Origin of the sequence: Clostridium sp. AM34-9AC, assembly GCF_003480225.1 — a bacterium.
Classification (GTDB): domain Bacteria; phylum Bacillota; class Clostridia; order Lachnospirales; family Lachnospiraceae; genus Acetatifactor; species Acetatifactor acetigignens.
On the sequence record NZ_QUIU01000016.1, the window covers coordinates 20,982 to 38,000 of the forward strand.

The 17,019-nt window shown below is 49.7% G+C and carries 14 protein-coding genes; all 14 read left to right on the top strand.

Annotated elements, in window-relative coordinates; all coding sequences use genetic code 11:
* The first annotated feature begins 69 nt into the window (after nucleotides 1-69).
* The 14 genes from DW835_RS10700 (at nucleotide 70) to DW835_RS10765 (ending at nucleotide 17,013) form a co-directional block, all read left to right on the top strand.
* The gene (locus DW835_RS10700; protein ID WP_118669095.1) at nucleotides 70-1,176 is read left to right on the top strand and encodes a DegT/DnrJ/EryC1/StrS family aminotransferase; all 1,107 of its coding nucleotides are present in this window, start codon (nucleotides 70-72) and stop codon (nucleotides 1,174-1,176) included.
* 12 nt (nucleotides 1,177-1,188) lie between these two features.
* Entirely contained in the window at nucleotides 1,189-1,791 is a 603-nt protein-coding gene (locus DW835_RS10705; protein ID WP_022312311.1) for a GNAT family protein, read from the top strand.
* A gap of 9 nt (nucleotides 1,792-1,800) precedes the next feature.
* On the top strand, nucleotides 1,801-2,742 hold the full coding sequence (locus DW835_RS10710) for a glycosyltransferase family 2 protein (protein ID WP_117466134.1): 942 nt from the start codon (nucleotides 1,801-1,803) through the stop codon (nucleotides 2,740-2,742).
* A 34-nt stretch (nucleotides 2,743-2,776) separates the two neighbouring features.
* Nucleotides 2,777-4,453 carry a hypothetical protein gene (locus DW835_RS10715; RefSeq protein ID WP_118537912.1) on the top strand — a complete coding sequence of 559 codons (1,677 nt, stop codon included), beginning with the start codon at nucleotides 2,777-2,779 and terminating at the stop codon, nucleotides 4,451-4,453.
* A 55-nt stretch (nucleotides 4,454-4,508) separates the two neighbouring features.
* Entirely contained in the window at nucleotides 4,509-6,011 is a 1,503-nt protein-coding gene (locus DW835_RS10720; RefSeq protein ID WP_117466136.1) for a glycosyltransferase family 39 protein, read from the top strand.
* Nucleotides 6,012-6,043: 32 nt separating this feature from the next.
* Nucleotides 6,044-7,786, top strand: coding sequence for a glucosyltransferase domain-containing protein (locus DW835_RS10725; RefSeq protein ID WP_118669061.1), 1,743 nt, complete (start codon nucleotides 6,044-6,046; stop codon nucleotides 7,784-7,786).
* Nucleotides 7,773-9,530, top strand: coding sequence for a DUF6044 family protein (locus tag DW835_RS10730; RefSeq protein WP_118669060.1), 1,758 nt, complete (start codon nucleotides 7,773-7,775; stop codon nucleotides 9,528-9,530). Before DW835_RS10725 ends, DW835_RS10730 begins: the two co-directional genes overlap by 14 nt.
* 340 nt (nucleotides 9,531-9,870) lie before the next feature.
* On the top strand, nucleotides 9,871-10,956 hold the full coding sequence (locus DW835_RS10735; RefSeq protein ID WP_022312305.1) for a glycosyltransferase family 52: 1,086 nt from the start codon (nucleotides 9,871-9,873) through the stop codon (nucleotides 10,954-10,956).
* Between the two features lie 15 nt (nucleotides 10,957-10,971).
* A complete protein-coding gene (locus tag DW835_RS10740; RefSeq protein WP_118731088.1) occupies nucleotides 10,972-12,726 on the top strand; it encodes an ABC transporter ATP-binding protein in 1,755 nt (584 codons plus the stop codon).
* Nucleotides 12,727-12,731: 5 nt separating this feature from the next.
* The gene (locus tag DW835_RS10745; RefSeq protein WP_118731089.1) at nucleotides 12,732-13,763 is read left to right on the top strand and encodes a glycosyltransferase family 2 protein; all 1,032 of its coding nucleotides are present in this window, start codon (nucleotides 12,732-12,734) and stop codon (nucleotides 13,761-13,763) included.
* Nucleotides 13,764-13,802: 39 nt separating this feature from the next.
* Nucleotides 13,803-14,495 carry a pseudaminic acid cytidylyltransferase gene (gene pseF / locus DW835_RS10750; protein WP_022312225.1) on the top strand — a complete coding sequence of 231 codons (693 nt, stop codon included), beginning with the start codon at nucleotides 13,803-13,805 and terminating at the stop codon, nucleotides 14,493-14,495.
* A gap of 20 nt (nucleotides 14,496-14,515) precedes the next feature.
* Nucleotides 14,516-16,165, top strand: a complete 1,650-nt coding sequence (locus DW835_RS10755) for an HAD-IIIC family phosphatase (RefSeq protein WP_118731090.1) — start codon at nucleotides 14,516-14,518, stop codon at nucleotides 16,163-16,165.
* A gap of 84 nt (nucleotides 16,166-16,249) precedes the next feature.
* The gene (locus DW835_RS10760) at nucleotides 16,250-16,471 is read left to right on the top strand and encodes an acyl carrier protein (RefSeq protein WP_022312223.1); all 222 of its coding nucleotides are present in this window, start codon (nucleotides 16,250-16,252) and stop codon (nucleotides 16,469-16,471) included.
* Nucleotides 16,468-17,013 carry a GNAT family N-acetyltransferase gene (locus DW835_RS10765; RefSeq protein WP_022312222.1) on the top strand — a complete coding sequence of 182 codons (546 nt, stop codon included), beginning with the start codon at nucleotides 16,468-16,470 and terminating at the stop codon, nucleotides 17,011-17,013. Before DW835_RS10760 ends, DW835_RS10765 begins: the two co-directional genes overlap by 4 nt.
* The last annotated feature ends 6 nt before the right edge of the window (nucleotides 17,014-17,019 follow it).

A 17,019-nucleotide genomic window follows, 5' to 3' on the forward strand; every position in this document is an offset into this window, starting at 1 on the left:
ACGGAACAATCCGTAGGCATCAAGGTTGAGGGCTTTTGCCCCGGAAACGGAAGAAAGAAGGATAATACCATGGCACATATTAAAAGAATCGATCTGACAAGAGATGTGGAGGCGCATGCGGAAGCCTACCGGAAAGCCATTGAGAACGTATGTAAAGAGACCGCTTTTTCCGGCGGGAAATATGCAGATGCCTTTGACAAAGAGTTTGCCGCCTATGTGGGAAGCAAATTTGCCAGTGGTGTCAACAACGGTACCTCCGCTTTGCATCTGGCAATGCTGGCATTGGGTGTAGGCCCCGGGGATGAAGTGATCGTTCCGGCCAATACTTATATAGCAACTGCATGGGGGGTAAGCTATACAGGAGCCACACCGGTGTTCGCAGACTGTACGCCGGATACCTGGGAGATCGATCCTTCCGTACTGGAGGCTAAGATCACGGAAAAGACGAAAGGCATTATCGGTGTTCACCTCTACGGTCAGCCTTTTGACTATGCGGGAGTCCGCAAGATCGCAGACCGTCACGGACTGTTTGTGGTGGAGGATTGTGCCCAGGCTCACGGAGCAAAGTTTGAGGACAGAAATGTGGGAACACTGGGAGACCTGGGCTGCTTCAGCTTCTACCCGGGCAAGAACCTCTACGCCTTTGGTGAGGGCGGCAGTGTTACCTGTCAGGAAGAAAAATATTATAAGCATATCGACCGTCTGAAGAATCAAGGCTGTGATGTGCGGTATTATCATGATGAGATCGGTTACAACTACCGGCTGGAAGGTCTGCAGGGGGCAGTGTTGAGTGTCAGCCTGAAATATCTGCCGGAGTGGACGAAGAGACGGCAGGAGATCGGACATCGTTATCTGAAGGAGATCACAAATCCGTTGATCACCATGCAGAGACATCCGGAGAACACCACTCCGGTCTTCCATCTGTTTGTCATCACGGTGCCGGATCATGAAGACTTTATCCGATATATGGCAGCAAATGATGTGGAATGTAACATGCATTATCCGGTACCCTGCCATTTACAGAAGGCTTATGCCAATCTGGGCTATCAGCCGGGAGACTGTCCCAATGCGGAATATCTGGCCGCACACTGCGTGACCCTGCCGCTGTTCCCGGAGATGCGGGAGGATGAGATCGCCAGAGTGATCGATCTGTGCAATGCCTACAGACAGGCATAAGGAGTGAATATTATGCAGGATACCATGCGGACAGAAATAAAAAAGCGGATAGCGCCGGAACGGATTCCCGGAGTTTACCGGGATACCGGAGCAGGAATCTATTTACGGCTGATGACCCGTGAGGATACCGACCGGATCGTGGCATGGCGCAACAGTGATGCCGTGCGGAAAAATTTTATCTATCAGGCTCTTTTTACCAGAGAGTCCCATGAGAACTGGATCCGGACCCATGTGGAGACCGGCGATGTGGTGCAGATGATCATCTGTGATCTGGCAAACGACAAGCCACTGGGATCCGTCTATATCCGGGATATTGACAGACATCATAACAAGGCGGAATACGGTATTTTCATCGGAGAGGCCGATGCCAGAGGCAGAGGTGCCGGTACGGCAGCGGCAAAGCTGATGCTCCGGTACTGCTTCGAGGAAGAACAGCTGCACAGAGTGTACCTGCGGGCTCTGTCGGAGAACGGGCAGGCGATCCGCAGCTATGAAAAAGCGGGATTTCGCAGAGAGGGCCTGTTGCGGGACGATGTGTGTATTGAAGGCGACTACCGGGACATCGTCTGGATGGCAGCAGTGAATTCCGGAAATGATCAGGAAAACGAGGAATAGAACACAATTATGAAAAAAGTAAGTTTTGTAATCCCCTGTTATCGCTCGGAACATACCTTACCCCATGTGGTGAAGGAGATCCGGGAAAAAATGCAGGAACTCACGCAGTATGAATACGATATTTTTCTGGTGAACGATGCTTCCCCGGACAATACCATGGGAACCATAAGGGATCTGTGTGATAAATATGACAATGTCAAGGGAATCGGCTTTGCCCGGAATTTCGGACAGCATGCGGCACTGATGGCGGGACTTCGTCATTCCGACGGCGATTACGTGGTGTGTCTGGATGATGACGGACAGACACCGGCGGATGAAGTGGACAAGCTGCTGGGCAAGCTGGAAGAGGGTTTCGATGCCGTTTACGCCAGCTACGAACATAAACAGCATTCCACATTCCGGAATATGGGAAGCAAGGTCAATGAGCTGATGACCCGGATGATGCTGGATAAACCGGCGGATCTGTATATTTCCAGCTATTTTGCAGTGAAGAGATTCGTGGTGGAGGATATGATCCGCTATGAGAATTCCTACCCCTATGTCATTGGACTGGTGCTCCGGGCCACCAAAAACATTACCAATGTGGCGGTGTGTCACAGGGAAAGAGAGGAAGGCAGTTCCGGATATACATTGAAAAAGCTGCTGGGCTTATGGTTCAACGGATTTACCGCATTCTCGGTGAAACCGCTGCGGATTGCCACTACACTGGGTGTGGGATGTGCCGGTATGGGCTTCCTCTATGGAATCTATACCATTATCAAGCGTCTGGTGAATCCTAATGTGCCCATGGGCTTTAGTGCCCTGATGGCAGCCGTGGTATTTTTCGGCGGCATGATCATGATCATGCTGGGACTGATCGGGGAATATGTGGGACGTATTTACATCAGCATGAATAATTCTCCCCAGTATGTGATCCGGGAAAAGATCCATCTGGGTGAGGAAGACCGGTAAATCGAAATAAAACAGAAGGGTAACAGGAAAACGGATGAAGAAAGAACGTTTTGTGGATTGGTGGAAACAGGACAAACGTTATATGACACTGCTGAAAGCGGTACTGATGGCACTGCTTCCCCTGCTCTGCTGTCTGGTACGGACGGCAGCGGAAGGAAGAAGCATCGGACAGGTGTATCTTCCCTCTTCGGAATGGAACGACGAATTATTCTATTTCAAGCAGGTGGAGGGAATCGTAAATTACGGTTTTCCCCGGGGATATTTCGGTTTTAACGAAAGTCATGCGTTGCAGTTGTCCTTTGCAGCATGGAGTCCGGTGCTGGTATTTCCCTGGATCCTGTGGGGACTGTTATTCGGCTGGAATCTGCTGTCTCCGGTGATCTGCAATATCGTGCTGCTGACGATCACCATGTTTGTATTTGTCTGGCTGGTGAAGCCCACCTGGAAACAGCTGGGGATCCTGACGGTATTGTTCAGCCTGTATTCCCTGTTTGTCAGATATATGCTGTCCGGTATGCCGGAGGTGATCTGCTTCAGCTTGCTGATCCTGTTCTACGGACTGGCCATGAGCTATCTGAAAAAGGAGAGCCGCGGGAAACTGATCGCCATGTTCGTGATCTCGGTACTGCTGACCCTGATGCGGCCTTATATGCTGCTGTTTCTGGCTCTGGCCTGCTATTTCTGGATCTGCCGTAATAAAAAGGCAGGGTGGATCGGATCGATTCTGATAGTGGCGGCAACGGGAATTACCTATGCCCTGATCAAACATTATCTGGGAGCGGAATATTTTACACCGCTGTTTTATACGGACTGGATCACTACCTTTTTCACTGATGGGATCGGCGCGGGCTTCCGCAACCTTTTCGGAACACTTTACTGGAAAGGACTGGAATTCTACAGACATTGTATCGAAGGGGGACGGAATGGCCTGGCTTCCGGAGCCTTTTTTGACGGTTATCTGTTGGTACTGCTGATCCTGTTGGTGCAGAGTTTTCTGGACATCCGCACACTGCGCCGGGCGAAGCGGGTGGAACGGATCGCTATGGAGCCGGAGGATAAGAAGGTACGGGAGGCGCTGTTCGGACCGTACACACTGACAGAGGACAGAAAACGGGAACTGCACAACCAGCTGGTTATTGAAGTGCATTTTGCCCTGAGCCTCATCGCCATGCTGTTCGCACATTTGCTCATGTACAAAATGGTGGAAGGCAGCAAACATTTCCTGACCTTTATCGCAGCAGGCATTTTCATCGTCAGTATGCTGGAGACCAGATATTATAAGAAAGCGGTGCTTCTGGGAGCGGCTTTCCTGTATCTGTACAGCTTCAAGGCGGTGGAGCCTTATGACTATCAGATTCCCTATGTGACAGAGGAACGGCAGGCACAGGTGGAGTACTGGCGGGAAATCTTCTCGGAAAAACTGGCCATGGACACAGAACAGGTGCCGAATTATGAGAATGTAGTGATCTGGACCTTCGGAGATGAGACCCCGGAAGGCCATCAGAATCTGAAATGGCAGCTTTTGTACAGTGCACCGAAGGGCTTTGGCATCAGCTGCTGTGAACGGGAATATATTACGGAGCATCTGACAGAGCTGCAGAGTCGTTATCTGGCAACGGTGAGCGGTGGAGCCATCGATGAAATGTGCCGGACGGCAGGGTATGAAGAGCTCGGCAGGGATGCGGATATGGTGCTGTACCGGAGATACTGATAAAAGATCTGAAATCTGATATGTGAAATAAAAAAAGACAGAACGGGAAGAAACTATGGACGTAATGGAGACACAGAGAAGAAAACAGCATAATTTCACAGAGAACAATATGTGGGCACTGCTGTGGCATGGACTGCCGGTGGCGGCACTGCTTCTCTGGGGAGCCTTCTGCATTACCAACAGCCTTTGGTATGATGAGGCTTATTCGGCATCCATGGTATCCCTGCCCTGGAAGCGGCTGATCTATATTACAGCCACGGATGATCACTCACCGTTTTACTATGTGCTGTTAAAAAGCTTCTATCATCTGTGCGGCGGAGGAACCCATTTCTGGGCATTGAAGCTGATGTCCGTGCTGTTCATGCTGGGATATATGCTGCTGGGAAAATATTATGTGGCAAAATTGTTTGATCGTAAGATTTCGGTGTATTTTATGCTGTTTTCCCTGCTGATGCCGATCTTCAGTGTACAGGCGGGAAATGTGAGAATGTATGCGGTGGCCCTGTTCTTTCTGACGTTGACGGGACTGTCTGCCTATGACATTTTCAGAGAGCCGGCCCGGAAAAAATGGATCGTATTCTGCATCGCCAGTATCGGCACGGTATATTGTCATACCTTTGCATTGATCCAGACGTTCTTATTCTATCTGCTGTTTTTCGCGGTGATCCTGATCTGCCATAAGAAGGAGCTGATCAAGGGGTATTTTATCTCCGGATTTACGGTGGCGCTGGTGTTTTCTCCCTGGCTGGCGGTGACGATCCGGCAATTTGTCCTGCGGATGCGCTACGATGACGGTTCCACTGCGGAACTGGCAACGCTGTATTCCGTGATGGATTATTGTAAGGAATGGTTCTCAGCGGTGGAGACTCCCATTGGCATTGTCGTACTGTTGGGAATGGCATTATGTCTGGTACTCAGTTACGGAGCCGTGGACTGGGTGAGACAGAATCATAACATTGCACCGGCCATCGCGTTTGGCACATTTGCCCTGACGGGTATCGTGGGAGGCGTGATCTCCGCTACGGTCAATAACTGTTTTATGGGCCGTTATGCGTTCCCGGGCATGGGCTTTGTCATGCTGTGGTATGCCGTGGGATTTGCACAGATCACGGAGAACACAAAAGGCAAAAGCAGGAAAATATGGGCTGCAGGCCTTCTGGGAACGGCAGGTCTCTGCTTCCTGTTACAGTATACCTCCGAGATCAGTCTGGAATATGATGACGGTCTGGAAACCTACGAGAATTTCGTGGAGGAATACATGACGGAGAATGATGCGATCATCGGACCGTATACGCATACGATCTTTTTGAATGTGTATCATCCTGAACTGCATTACTACACGATCGCATATAAGCTGTACAGTCTTCCTTTTGTGAATACGGAAGCACTGAGCAGTTACAGTCAGCTGGACACTTATGATAATCTGTGGTATATCTGCTTCCAGGGGGGCTACCCCAATGAAATGGAAGATGAGTACAGCTATGAACAGGTATTGGAATTTCATTATATGTATTATGATTTTGCAATCTTCCGCCTGGAGAAGCTGGAGGAAGAGTAGCACAGTAATGGACGAATAAGAAAAAGGAATGGATGAAAAGCATGGAAAAAGTGATGCAGAAATGGAAGAGCTACGGGAAACACTTCCAGCAGAACCGCCTGTATATGGGGATCCTGTTACTGACAGCGGTGTGTGCCTACGGCTATAAGGTGACAAATGCAACCATCGGCATCGATGATACGCCATCCTTATATTATTTTGAAGAAGGACTGATCGCCATTGTGGGGCGGTGGGTTCTGTTTTTGCTGAATAAGGTGGTATCGCTGGCAGAGTTTGTTCCCTTCGTGACGGATTTTGCGGCAGTTGTGATACTGGTGCTAGCAGCGGTCGTCTGGTCTGCATTGTTTTATTCTGTATTGGGAGAGAAGGTTCCGACGGCAGGCTATGCTTTCTTCGGTGCTGTCTTTCTCTCCAGTCCCCTGATCAGTGAAGTCTTTACTTATTTCCTGCATAACGGTATCGCCATCGGCTATCTGTGCTGTGGCATCAGCCTGTGCTGTGTCAGGGAATGGCAGAGCAGTACCCGGAAAATGCAAAAAGGATCCGGTATCCGGCAGAAACTGGGATGCCTGGCAGTGGCTAAGATCCTGACGGCGGCAGTCTTTTTGTGGATTGCCATGGGATGTTACGAGTCCTTTATGATCCTGTGGCTGGCGGGGCTGATGCTCTTGTTGCTGACGGAGCGGATCGCACGGGGACGTCAGGAGAAGGACATATTTGCCACACTGGTGGCCGGTGCGGTGGCGGCGCTTGTGGCCATTGTGCTGCGTAGTGTGATGATCGTGGTAGTGACGAAAGCATTTCACCTGGAATATCTGCGGGGAGAGGCGGTACAGCGTTCCGTGACGGAAATGCTGGGCTGGATGCTGCAGCCGGGGGCTTTCGGGGAGCTTGCCATGATCCTCAAGAGGACCTTTGTGCTGTATGGGGTATTTGCCTATGCTTATCTGCCGATCCGGATTTTTATATTATCAGCGGCTGTGATCCTTGTGGTGACGCTGGTGCGGGTGATCCGCGGCAGAGATCTGTGGGCACTTCTGTTGTTGCCTGCCGCTTATTTGGCAGCATTTTCTCTTCTGTTCATTGAAGGAAAAGCCACATTGTACCGTTCGGCACAGTTCCTGCCGGTCTTCTGTGGATACGGAGCGCTGCTTTTTGTGTATGGGATCTGGCAGCTGACGGGAACTATGTCCCCAAAAGCGAAGAATACGGCTGGCAGAAAAATCTCTGCTGGTGTGAGGGCACTTGCAGTTCTGGTGCTGGCGGTGATCCTCTGGAACCAGTGTATGGATATGACCAGATGGTTCTATATTGACAAGAAAAAATATGATGCGGCAGTGAAGACCGTGGATCAGATTGCAATGGATCTGGAACGGGACTTTGATACTTCAAAACCGGTGATCTTCACGGGAAATTATGATATTCCCTGCAGCATAGTTCAGGATGCCTATGTGAGCTACAGCAGCCCTGTTTATTATAAGATGAAACGATTGGCGGATCTGGTGGACCCGGATCTGCTGGATAAATACAATCGTGGATCCAGAGGAGTGTGGGTGGCACAGACACCGGCATTGTCTGTTATCGACTGGGGACGCTATGCCTTTGATTCCGATGCGGAGCTGGTGAAATTTTTTGAAATGCACGGGCATCAGCTGGTGGCTCTGGAGGACATCAGCCTCTATGCGGCAGCGGAAGAAGAGTCTCTGGATCTGCCGGAATATCCGCAGGAGGGGTATATTGTAGATAAGGGGGACTATATTATTGTTCACTTCTGATGAAAAACCTGCAATAGGCAGACAGATCAACCGGTTCCTCCTGTGGCTGGACAGGATTCCTCTCTGGTGGACCGGAATTTTGATCGTGGTTGTATTTTTTTCCCCCTATTTTATTCTGGGGGATGGCTGCATCTTTGAGATCAACGACCAGCTGGATGAAAGCATTATGAATTATATGCTTCCCGCCAGACATTTATGGGACGGCAGTACGGTATATCCGGAGATGCTGGGAGGGGTCAATGCCAGCGGTATGCAGCCGTCGGCCATTCTATTCCTGCCGCTGTATTGTCTGTTTTCTGCCAGGGTGGCGTTTCTTACACAATACATGATCTGTTTTGTGCTGGCGTTTCTGGGAATGTATCTGTTGGTAAAGGAGAGCACGGAGAGCAGTATTCTGGCGGTGATAGCCGGGGCATGTTTCTGTGTGCTGCCCTTATATCCGGTCTACGGTCTTTCGGAATTCGGCATTCCTTTGGTGGCATATGCCTTTCTGTGCCTGTGGAAACGGAAAAGAATCCTTCCCGCATTGATGTGTACGTTACTGTTCGGCCTGACCAGCCACCTGGTGTATACCGGTTATGTGGTGCTGGGATTGTGGCTTTTGGCACTCCTTGTTGCCTTCTTTCAGAAAAGAAAGAATAAATGGCCGGTTCTGGGATTTGCAGAATTGCTGGTGACTTATGTCATTGTCAACTGGTCACTGATCCTGGAGATTCTGGTGGGAGACAGCAGTTATGTCAGCCACCGGGAAGAAATGGTGTCTTCCGCGACTCCCTTTTTTGAGACTTTTTGGAGCCTCTTCCGGAACAGCGCACAACACGCACCGTCCTTACATAAATATCTGATCCTGCCGATTGTCATATTCCTGCTTCTGGGAGCATTTTGCAAAAAGGAAGAAACGGACAGAATGATATACAAGGCGGCTGTTATCAACTTTTTATTCCTGATCGGCATCGCATTGTTTTATGCATTTTGTCATATGACGGTGGTCGTTGATTTCAAAAACAGCGTCACGGGATTTTTACACTATTTTCAGATCCACCGGTTCTATTGGCTGTATCCTGCGGACTGGTATCTGGAGTTCGCACTGGCGGCAGCGGTATTGTGGAGAACGAAAGTGCCGCATACCGACAGCAGGATGCTGCCGGGAAAACTGGTGATCCTGGCAGTGTGTCTGTTGCCGACGCTTCAGCTGTTGAAAGTGAATTCCGGAATGTATCTCAATGTGAACCAGATCAATAACGGATCCGGAATCACGGGATATATCTCCTGGGAAAGCTGGTTTTCAGAGGATCTGATGCAGGAGATCGATGATGCGATTGGCCGGGACAAGAGCACCTATCGTGTGGCGCATCTGGGGATCAGTCCGGCACCGGCACTGATGCATGGTTTTTATACGGTGGACGGATATTCCAACAATTATCCTCTGGAGTACAAGCACAGATTCCGGGAAGTTATTGCGCCGGAGATCGAGAAAAACGAAGAAGTGCGGGTATACTTTGATACATGGGGGAACCGCTGCTATCTGTTCAACAGCATTACCGGCAATTACATGCGCCTGCAAAAGGGAAACACACTGGTCTATGAAGGCCTGGAATTTGACATGGAGGCATTGCGGGAACTGGGATGTGAGTACCTGTTCTCCGGAGCTGAGATCGGCGATGCCGACAGGATGAGTATGGAACTTGTGGGATACTTTGAAACAGAAGACTCTTACTGGGGGATCTGGGTGTATAGATTGTAAAGGTTCAGCCGTTGCAACAGTTCAGCGCAAGGCCAATTCATAAAAGCGTCTGCTTCGCAGCCGGCGCCGCATCGCAGCTCATCTTTTATTTCATTGACCTTGCGTTCTGCTCATAGAATGACAGAATCGTTGCCTTGTGTGCAAGCACCCAGGCACCAATTCTGTCATCCTATGGCTGAACTGTTACCCCAACTTTCTTAAAATTTCATAAGATTTTTTACTGGAAGAGAAAAGTGTGCTATAGTGTAACTATTCATAGAATCCGCATAGCAGCGATTTTGCGGATGGGGAGTGAATAGTTACAAAACTATATGGAAATAAGCAATAATAGAGATTATATATGAAAGACAGAATCTATATCTGTCACACATACTATCATGTATATGTGACTTTTTTAAAAGAACTGAAATTAAGGGCGGAGGCAGATCCTGCGAAGAAAGCAGGGGCTGCTACTTTAGTGCTGTCCAAAATGTCCAATAATTTCGAGAACCTGAAATCCCGGGTGGAGAGCACGGGACTGTTCGAAGAGGTACTGGAATTCGATGAGAAGCGTGAAGATTTCTTCCCGGAACTGGAAAAATACCGGGAGGACACCGGAAGCTTTCTGGGGAATCTGAAGAACCGGATCCGCTTTACGAAGGAGTACGCCAGACTCGAGGCTTCTTATGTGCCGGTAGATCTTCGGACTTACAAGGACATTTATGTCTACTGCGATTCCGATCCCATCGGCTACTACCTGAATCAGAACCATATCCGCTATCATGCCGTGGAAGACGGCCTGAACTGTCTCAAGAATTTTGACGCGGCGCGATATGACAACCGTGGACATTTTAAGATCAAGGCATTCCTGTCCATGTATCTGAACCTGATCTTTGTTCAGAACGGCTACGGAAAATACTGCATGGATATGGAAGTAAATGACATTTCCGCCATCCGCTATCCCTGTCCCCGATATATCGAACTTCCCAGAAAGCCGCTGGAAGACCGGCTGACAGCGGAGGATAAGCAGCTGCTCCTGCAGGCATTCGTGAGAAATAAAGACGAACTGGAACACCAGATCGAAGAGAGCAATAAGGTGGGAGATAAAATATTGATCCTCACGGATCCGGTATGCGCACTGGATGTGAGAGAACAGATCTTCCGGGATATTATCAAAATGTATGAAAAAGAGGGCACCATATTTTTAAAGCCCCATCCCAGAGACCTGCTGGATTACCAGAAGCTTTTTGCGGAATATCCCCAGTTCGATGCATCCATGCCCATGGAGATGCTGAATTTTTTCCCGAATCTGCGTTTTAAAAAGGTGGTAACCATATTTACGGAGGTAAAGGGGCTTCCTTTTGCGGATGAAGCGGTACGCCTCGGACCTGATTTTATGGATGCCTATGAAGATCCACTGATCCACAGACAGAATGAACAGATATAAGTTTGGAGACCGTCAATGATACAGATCATCAAGAAATTACGTGTCCTGCTGGACAAAAAACAGAAAAGAACCATGGTGGGACTCATTATCCTCATGGTGATCAGTGCCTTTTTGCAGACTGCCGGTGTGGGAATGCTGGTGGAGGTCATGCAGATCGTCATTGATCCCGAAGCGGTACAACACAGCCGGGTGGCGGAAGCCTGCTATGAGATCATGGGTGTGGAGAGCTATCGTACGTTCTCCATTATTGTCATGGTGCTGCTGATTCTGGTATTTGTGGTGAAGAACCTGTTTACTTATGTACAGCAGAAGCTGACTTTATCCTTTGTCTATACGAACCAGTTCCGCACTTCCGAGCGCATGATGCGTAATTACCTGCGCAGAGGTTATGAATTTTATCTGAATGCGGATACCGCTGTGGTACAGCGCAGTATCACTTCCGATGTCAACAATATGTATGCACTGATCCTGGCACTGTTACAGCTGTTATCCGACAGCGTGGTTTCCCTGTTTGTCATCAGCTACTGCTTTATTTCCAGCGGTACCATGACGATTCTGATGGCGGTGGTATTGCTTCTGTTGATGTGGCTGATCAAGAGAGTGCTGAAGCCCATCATGTACAAGGCCGGTAAGGACAATCAGGACTATTACAGCAGTCTGTTCAAATGGATCTCCCAGACGGTACAGGGTATCAAGGAAGTAAAGATTTCCGGCAAGGAGCAGTATTTCGTATCCGAGTACCGCAAATGTGGAAAAGGCTACGTGGATGCCGTACAGCGTTACAGCCTGTACAATCAGGTGCCGAAGCTGCTGATCGAGACAGCCTGCGTTGCCACTATGGTAGGATACATGATTTTCCTGGTGGCCACCGGTGTGCCTACAGAAAATATGCTGACAGTGTTCGGAACTCTGGCGGCAGCGGCACTGGTACTGTTGCCCTGCGTGAACCGTATCAACAACCAGATCAATTCCATCGCCTATTTTGAACCTTTCTTCATGGGTGTCAGCGATAATTTACAGGATGAGATCAACGGACAGAATATCGACATGTCCTTTGCTACCGATGAGGATGAAAAGCTGGATGTAAAAGAAAGCATCGAGATGAAAGATATTACTTATGCCTATCCCAATACGGAGCGTCTGATCTTCGACCATGCGGATCTGAAGATCCCGGTGGGTGCATCGGTAGGTATCGTGGGTACTTCCGGCGCGGGCAAGAGTACCGTGGTGGATATTCTGTTGGGACTGCTGGAGCCCAGTACGGGACATATCTATGCAGACAGCGTGGATGTAAAGGAGCCGGGCAATTACCGGAAATGGCTGAAGAATATCGGCTACATCCCCCAGATGATCTTCATGCTGGATGACACCATCCGTAAAAATGTAGCCTTCGGTGTGCCGGAGGACAAGATTGATGAGGACAGACTGTGGGAAGTATTGAAAGAGGCACAGCTGGATGAATTTATCAAGACTCTGCCGGAAGGTCTGGAGACTGGCATCGGCGAGCGGGGCATCCGCCTCTCCGGAGGACAGAGACAGCGTATCGGTATCGCCAGAGCGCTGTATAATGATCCGGAGGTACTGATTCTGGATGAGGCCACTTCCGCACTGGATAATGATACGGAAGCAGCCATCATGGAGTCTATCAACCGACTGCACGGCCGCAAGACCTTGATCATTATCGCCCACAGATTGCAGACCATTGAAAAATGTGACATTGTCTATCGGGTAGAAGACGGCAGAGCAAAAATAGAACGGGGAAATCTGTAACGCCTATGAGTAAAAAACTGAGCATCATCGTGCCCGTCTATAATATGGCGACGGAGGGAAAACTGAATTATTGTCTGGACAGCCTGGTAGGACAGACCATCCGGGGACTGTACGATTATGAGATCCTCTGCGTGGATGATGCTTCTACAGACGATTCTCTGGAGATCCTGCTGGATTATCAGAAGCGTTATCCGGAGCTGGTCTGTGTCATTCCGAACCCTGTGAATTTAAGACAGGGCGGTGCCAAAAATGCCGGACTGCGGGTGGCGCAGGGGGAATGGATCGGTTTCATCGACAGTGATGACTGGGTGTCACCGGACTATTACGAGAAGCTTCTGAAAAAAGCGGAAGAGGCCGGAGCGGATCTGGTGGGCTGCGATTACAGTCTGGTGGATCATCATACCTTTGAGGTCGGGAAGGTCATCGTCAACAATACACCGGATCAGACCGGGGATCTGACGAAGGAAAAGCATGAGAGACTGTTCATGCGTCCCGGCAGTATGGTGCTGAAAATTTACAAACATAGTGTGATCCGGGAGAATCATCTGGATTTTCCGGAGCATATTTTCTACGAAGACAACTGTGCAGGCCCCTTGTGGAGCCTGTACTTTCGACGTTTTGAGAGAGTGGAGGAACCGCTGTATTATTATTACCAGCATGCGGTGTCCACGGTACATCACATCACGGAGGAAAAATGCCGTGATCGTATGAAAGCAGCAGAACTTTTGTACACGGAATGCGAGAACAGAGGGTTTCTTGCGAAATACCGGGAGCAGATCGAATACCGTTTTACGGAGCTGTATTATGTGATCACTTTATTCTCCTATCTGTCGGGAGTGGAGAAGCCGAAGCTGTCTTTTGTAAAAGAACTACGGGAGGGGACAGAACGACATTTTCCGGAGTTCGACAGGAACAAATATTATCTGGAATATACCGGGCCGGAGGAACGCAAATTCATCGCCATGCAGAAAAAGAGCGATCTGCGGTTCTATCTCTATTACAGGATCCGGCAGTTTGTATGGAAGCTACGGGCCTGAAGGGCGGCCATGGGGCATGAGAAAGATGAGGTTAGGAAAATGAGCAGATTAGCGATTATCACCGCCAGAGGTGGGAGCAAGCGGATCCCGAAGAAAAATATCAGAGATTTTTGTGGAAAACCGATTCTGGCATATTCCATCGAGGCGGCATTGTCCAGCAGACTTTTTGACCATGTGATGGTATCCACGGACGATACGGAGATTGCGGAGATTGCGAAAAAGTACGGTGCAGAGGTGCCGTTTTTCCGCAGTGAGGCGACTTCCGGAGACTTTGCCACCACCAATGATGTGCTGGCGGAAGTGTTGGCGGAATATGAGAAGCGTGACATGCATTTTGATGTGGCATGCTGCATCTATCCCACAGCGCCTTTTGTGACAGCGGAAAAACTGAAAGCAGCGGTAGAACAGCTGGAAGCAAGCGATGCGGACACCCTGATTCCGGTGGTCAGCTTTTCCTACCCGCCCCAGCGGGCCATGGTAGTGGAGCAGGAACGGTTGGTATTTAAATATCCCGAATATCTGGACAGCAGATCCCAGGACCTGCAGCCCCATTATCATGATGTGGGACAGTTCTATGTCTTCCGTACGGACCGCTTTGCAGTGAATAAGAAGCTGATGGTGGGAAATATTCTGCCCCTGATCGTATCGGAACTGGAAGTGCAGGATATCGATAATCTGACGGACTGGAAGATCGCAGAGATGAAATACCGTCTGATGACGGAGGAAAAATAATCCCGGAGGAATCTGAGACTATGGCAACAGGCAGACTGGCAGTATTGTCCAATGTAAATATGAATATGGTGATCCGTATGTTACAGAAACAGGCGGAAGTCTACGATGCGGAAGGCTATGGAAATGAACTGGGAGTTTTGCTGAACCCGGCTTCCTCTTATCATGCCTTTCAGCCGGACATTACCTTTCTGATCATGGATCTGGCAGAACTGCTGGAACATGACTATGATCCGCAGACAGCAAAAGAGCGGATCGGAAACTGGTTTCAGACGTTGGAAGGCTGTCTGCCGGAGCATGGTGTGTTCTATGTCTCCGATGCATATCTGTGGGCGGTGGAACTGGCTGTGTTGGCGGATCCGGAACGCAAACAGCAGCTGGAGAGTTTGTGGAGTGCTGCACTGCAGCAGCTGACGGAGAAACATTCCAATGTGCGGATATTTCCTTATCGCTGGATCATAGAGCATCAGGGCGAGGAGAAGGCGTTTTCCCTGAAAATGTGGTATATGGGAAAAGTATTGCTGGGGATGGAGACCCAGTCTCTTCTGGCGGAAAAAATATTACAGCAGGCGGAACTGGAGGAACGCACCCCTAAAAAGGTGCTGGTTCTGGATCTGGACAATACCCTGTGGGGCGGTCTGGCCGGAGAGACGGATCACACACCGGTGCTTTTGTCGGAAGACCACAGCGGTCTGGCTTATAAAAATCTGCAACGGGTCATAAAGCTGATGCAGGAACAGGGTGTGCTGTTAGCCATAGCATCCAAAAATAATGAAGAGGATGCCATGGAGATCTTGGAACATCATCCCCATATGCTGCTTGGGCCGGAAGATTTCGCAGCCCGCAGGATCAACTGGGATCCGAAGCCGGACAATATCCGTAAGATGGCGGAAGAACTGAATCTTGGAACGGATTCCTTTGTCTTTTTTGATGACAGCGAAGCGGAACGGGAAATGGTACGGCAGATGCTGCCGGAGGTGACTGTGCCCGATTTCCCGGCAAGACCGGAGGAACTGGCGCCCTGCATGGCAAAGATTTATGAAGAATATTTTGCCCGGGCAGTGATCACGAAAGAGGACCGGGAGAAGACCGCACAGTACCGGGCCAATGCCGGCAGAAATGCCATGGCAGAGCAGGCGGTGAGCTTTGAAGACTATGTGAAAAAGCTGGAGATCTGTCTGATCCCGGTGGATCCGAAGGAACATCTGGACCGGCTGACACAGCTTTTGAATAAAACAAACCAGTTCAACCTGACCACCAGACGCTACACCAGAGAGCAGATGCAGCAGATCGTGGAAGATGCCGGAAAGAGAGTATTTCTGTATCAGGTGACGGATGCGTTTGGAGACAACGGAATCGTGGCAGCAGCCATCGTGGATACTGCCAGAGAACTGCCGGAGATCACGGATCTGGTCATGAGCTGCCGTGTCATGGGACGGAATATCGAGAATGCGGTGATCGACCGTATCGAGGAGCAGATGCAGGAGGAAGGATATACCGGGCTCCGCGGCAGATATATCCCGACAGCCAGGAATAAGCCGGTGGAGGCTCTGTATGAAAAGCTGGGTTACCACAGGACGGAAAGTACACAGGAGGGCGGTACCTGCTATGAGATCACACTGGCAGAGAGACCGGAGAGGGCCTACTGGCTGAAGGAGACTTTATACGATTGACCTGGGGCTGGGTGACGGCTGCCGGACGGAAGACCGGACAGTGGTAAATGTTAGAAAAAATGAGGATAAGCAGAGGATAACCATATGAAAGAGAAGATCATAAAGCTGATTGAAGATGTATTAAAGGTTCCGGCGGGAACCATCACCGAGGATACCATGATCGAAGATGTGGAACAGTGGGATTCCCTGGCGCATGTCATGATCATCGGACAGTTGGAGGAAGAGCTTGGTGTCAGCATTCCCTTAGACGAAGCCATTGATTTAAAAGGAATGCGTGAACTGTTGGAAAAGGCGGGCTGCGAATGAGTGTTACATTAAGAAAAGTGACAGAGGGAGACCTGGAACAGATCATGCGCTGGCGCATGGATCCGGAGATTACCCGCTATATGAATACGGATCCGAAGCTGACTCTGGAAGGGCAGAAGAAATGGTTTGCCAAAGTGCAGCAGGATCCGGATGTGAGCTACTGGATCATTGAGATCGACGGCACAGCAGCCGGCGTCATCAATTACACAGGGCTGACGAATCCCACAGGAGATCTGGGATGGGCCTATTACGTGGGCGAGAAAAAACTGCGCAGCATCCAGACGGCACTGGCGCTGGAGATGAGTATGTATGACCATGCGTTTCTGGATCTTGGGAAAAATGCGGTATACAGTGATGTATTCACCCTGAATCAGGGTGTCATCCAGCTCCATAAGATCTGCGGCTGTGAAGTCGTGGAAGAGAAAAAAGCCCACGTGGTGAAAAACGGAGCTGCTTATGACGTGACATATATGCGCATGACAGCGGAACACTGGAAAGGGATCCGGGACAGCAAGAAGTACGAACATATTGTATTTCCTTAAGGAGGC

Excerpts from the sequence above, each read along its gene's own strand:
- DW835_RS10735 (WP_022312305.1), top strand. The coding sequence starts at position 9,871 with ATGAAAGACAGAATCTATATCTGTCACACATACTATCATGTATATGTG.
- DW835_RS10765 (WP_022312222.1), top strand. The coding sequence starts at position 16,468 with ATGAGTGTTACATTAAGAAAAGTGACAGAGGGAGACCTGGAACAGATC.
- DW835_RS10710 (WP_117466134.1), top strand. The coding sequence starts at position 1,801 with ATGAAAAAAGTAAGTTTTGTAATCCCCTGTTATCGCTCGGAACATACC.
- DW835_RS10720 (WP_117466136.1), top strand. The coding sequence starts at position 4,509 with ATGGACGTAATGGAGACACAGAGAAGAAAACAGCATAATTTCACAGAG.
- DW835_RS10715 (WP_118537912.1), top strand. The coding sequence starts at position 2,777 with ATGAAGAAAGAACGTTTTGTGGATTGGTGGAAACAGGACAAACGTTAT.
- pseF (WP_022312225.1), top strand. The coding sequence starts at position 13,803 with ATGAGCAGATTAGCGATTATCACCGCCAGAGGTGGGAGCAAGCGGATC.
- DW835_RS10705 (WP_022312311.1), top strand. The coding sequence starts at position 1,189 with ATGCAGGATACCATGCGGACAGAAATAAAAAAGCGGATAGCGCCGGAA.
- DW835_RS10745 (WP_118731089.1), top strand. The coding sequence starts at position 12,732 with ATGAGTAAAAAACTGAGCATCATCGTGCCCGTCTATAATATGGCGACG.
- DW835_RS10760 (WP_022312223.1), top strand. The coding sequence starts at position 16,250 with ATGAAAGAGAAGATCATAAAGCTGATTGAAGATGTATTAAAGGTTCCG.
- DW835_RS10755 (WP_118731090.1), top strand. The coding sequence starts at position 14,516 with ATGGCAACAGGCAGACTGGCAGTATTGTCCAATGTAAATATGAATATG.
- DW835_RS10725 (WP_118669061.1), top strand. The coding sequence starts at position 6,044 with ATGAAAAGCATGGAAAAAGTGATGCAGAAATGGAAGAGCTACGGGAAA.
- DW835_RS10700 (WP_118669095.1), top strand. The coding sequence starts at position 70 with ATGGCACATATTAAAAGAATCGATCTGACAAGAGATGTGGAGGCGCAT.
- DW835_RS10740 (WP_118731088.1), top strand. The coding sequence starts at position 10,972 with ATGATACAGATCATCAAGAAATTACGTGTCCTGCTGGACAAAAAACAG.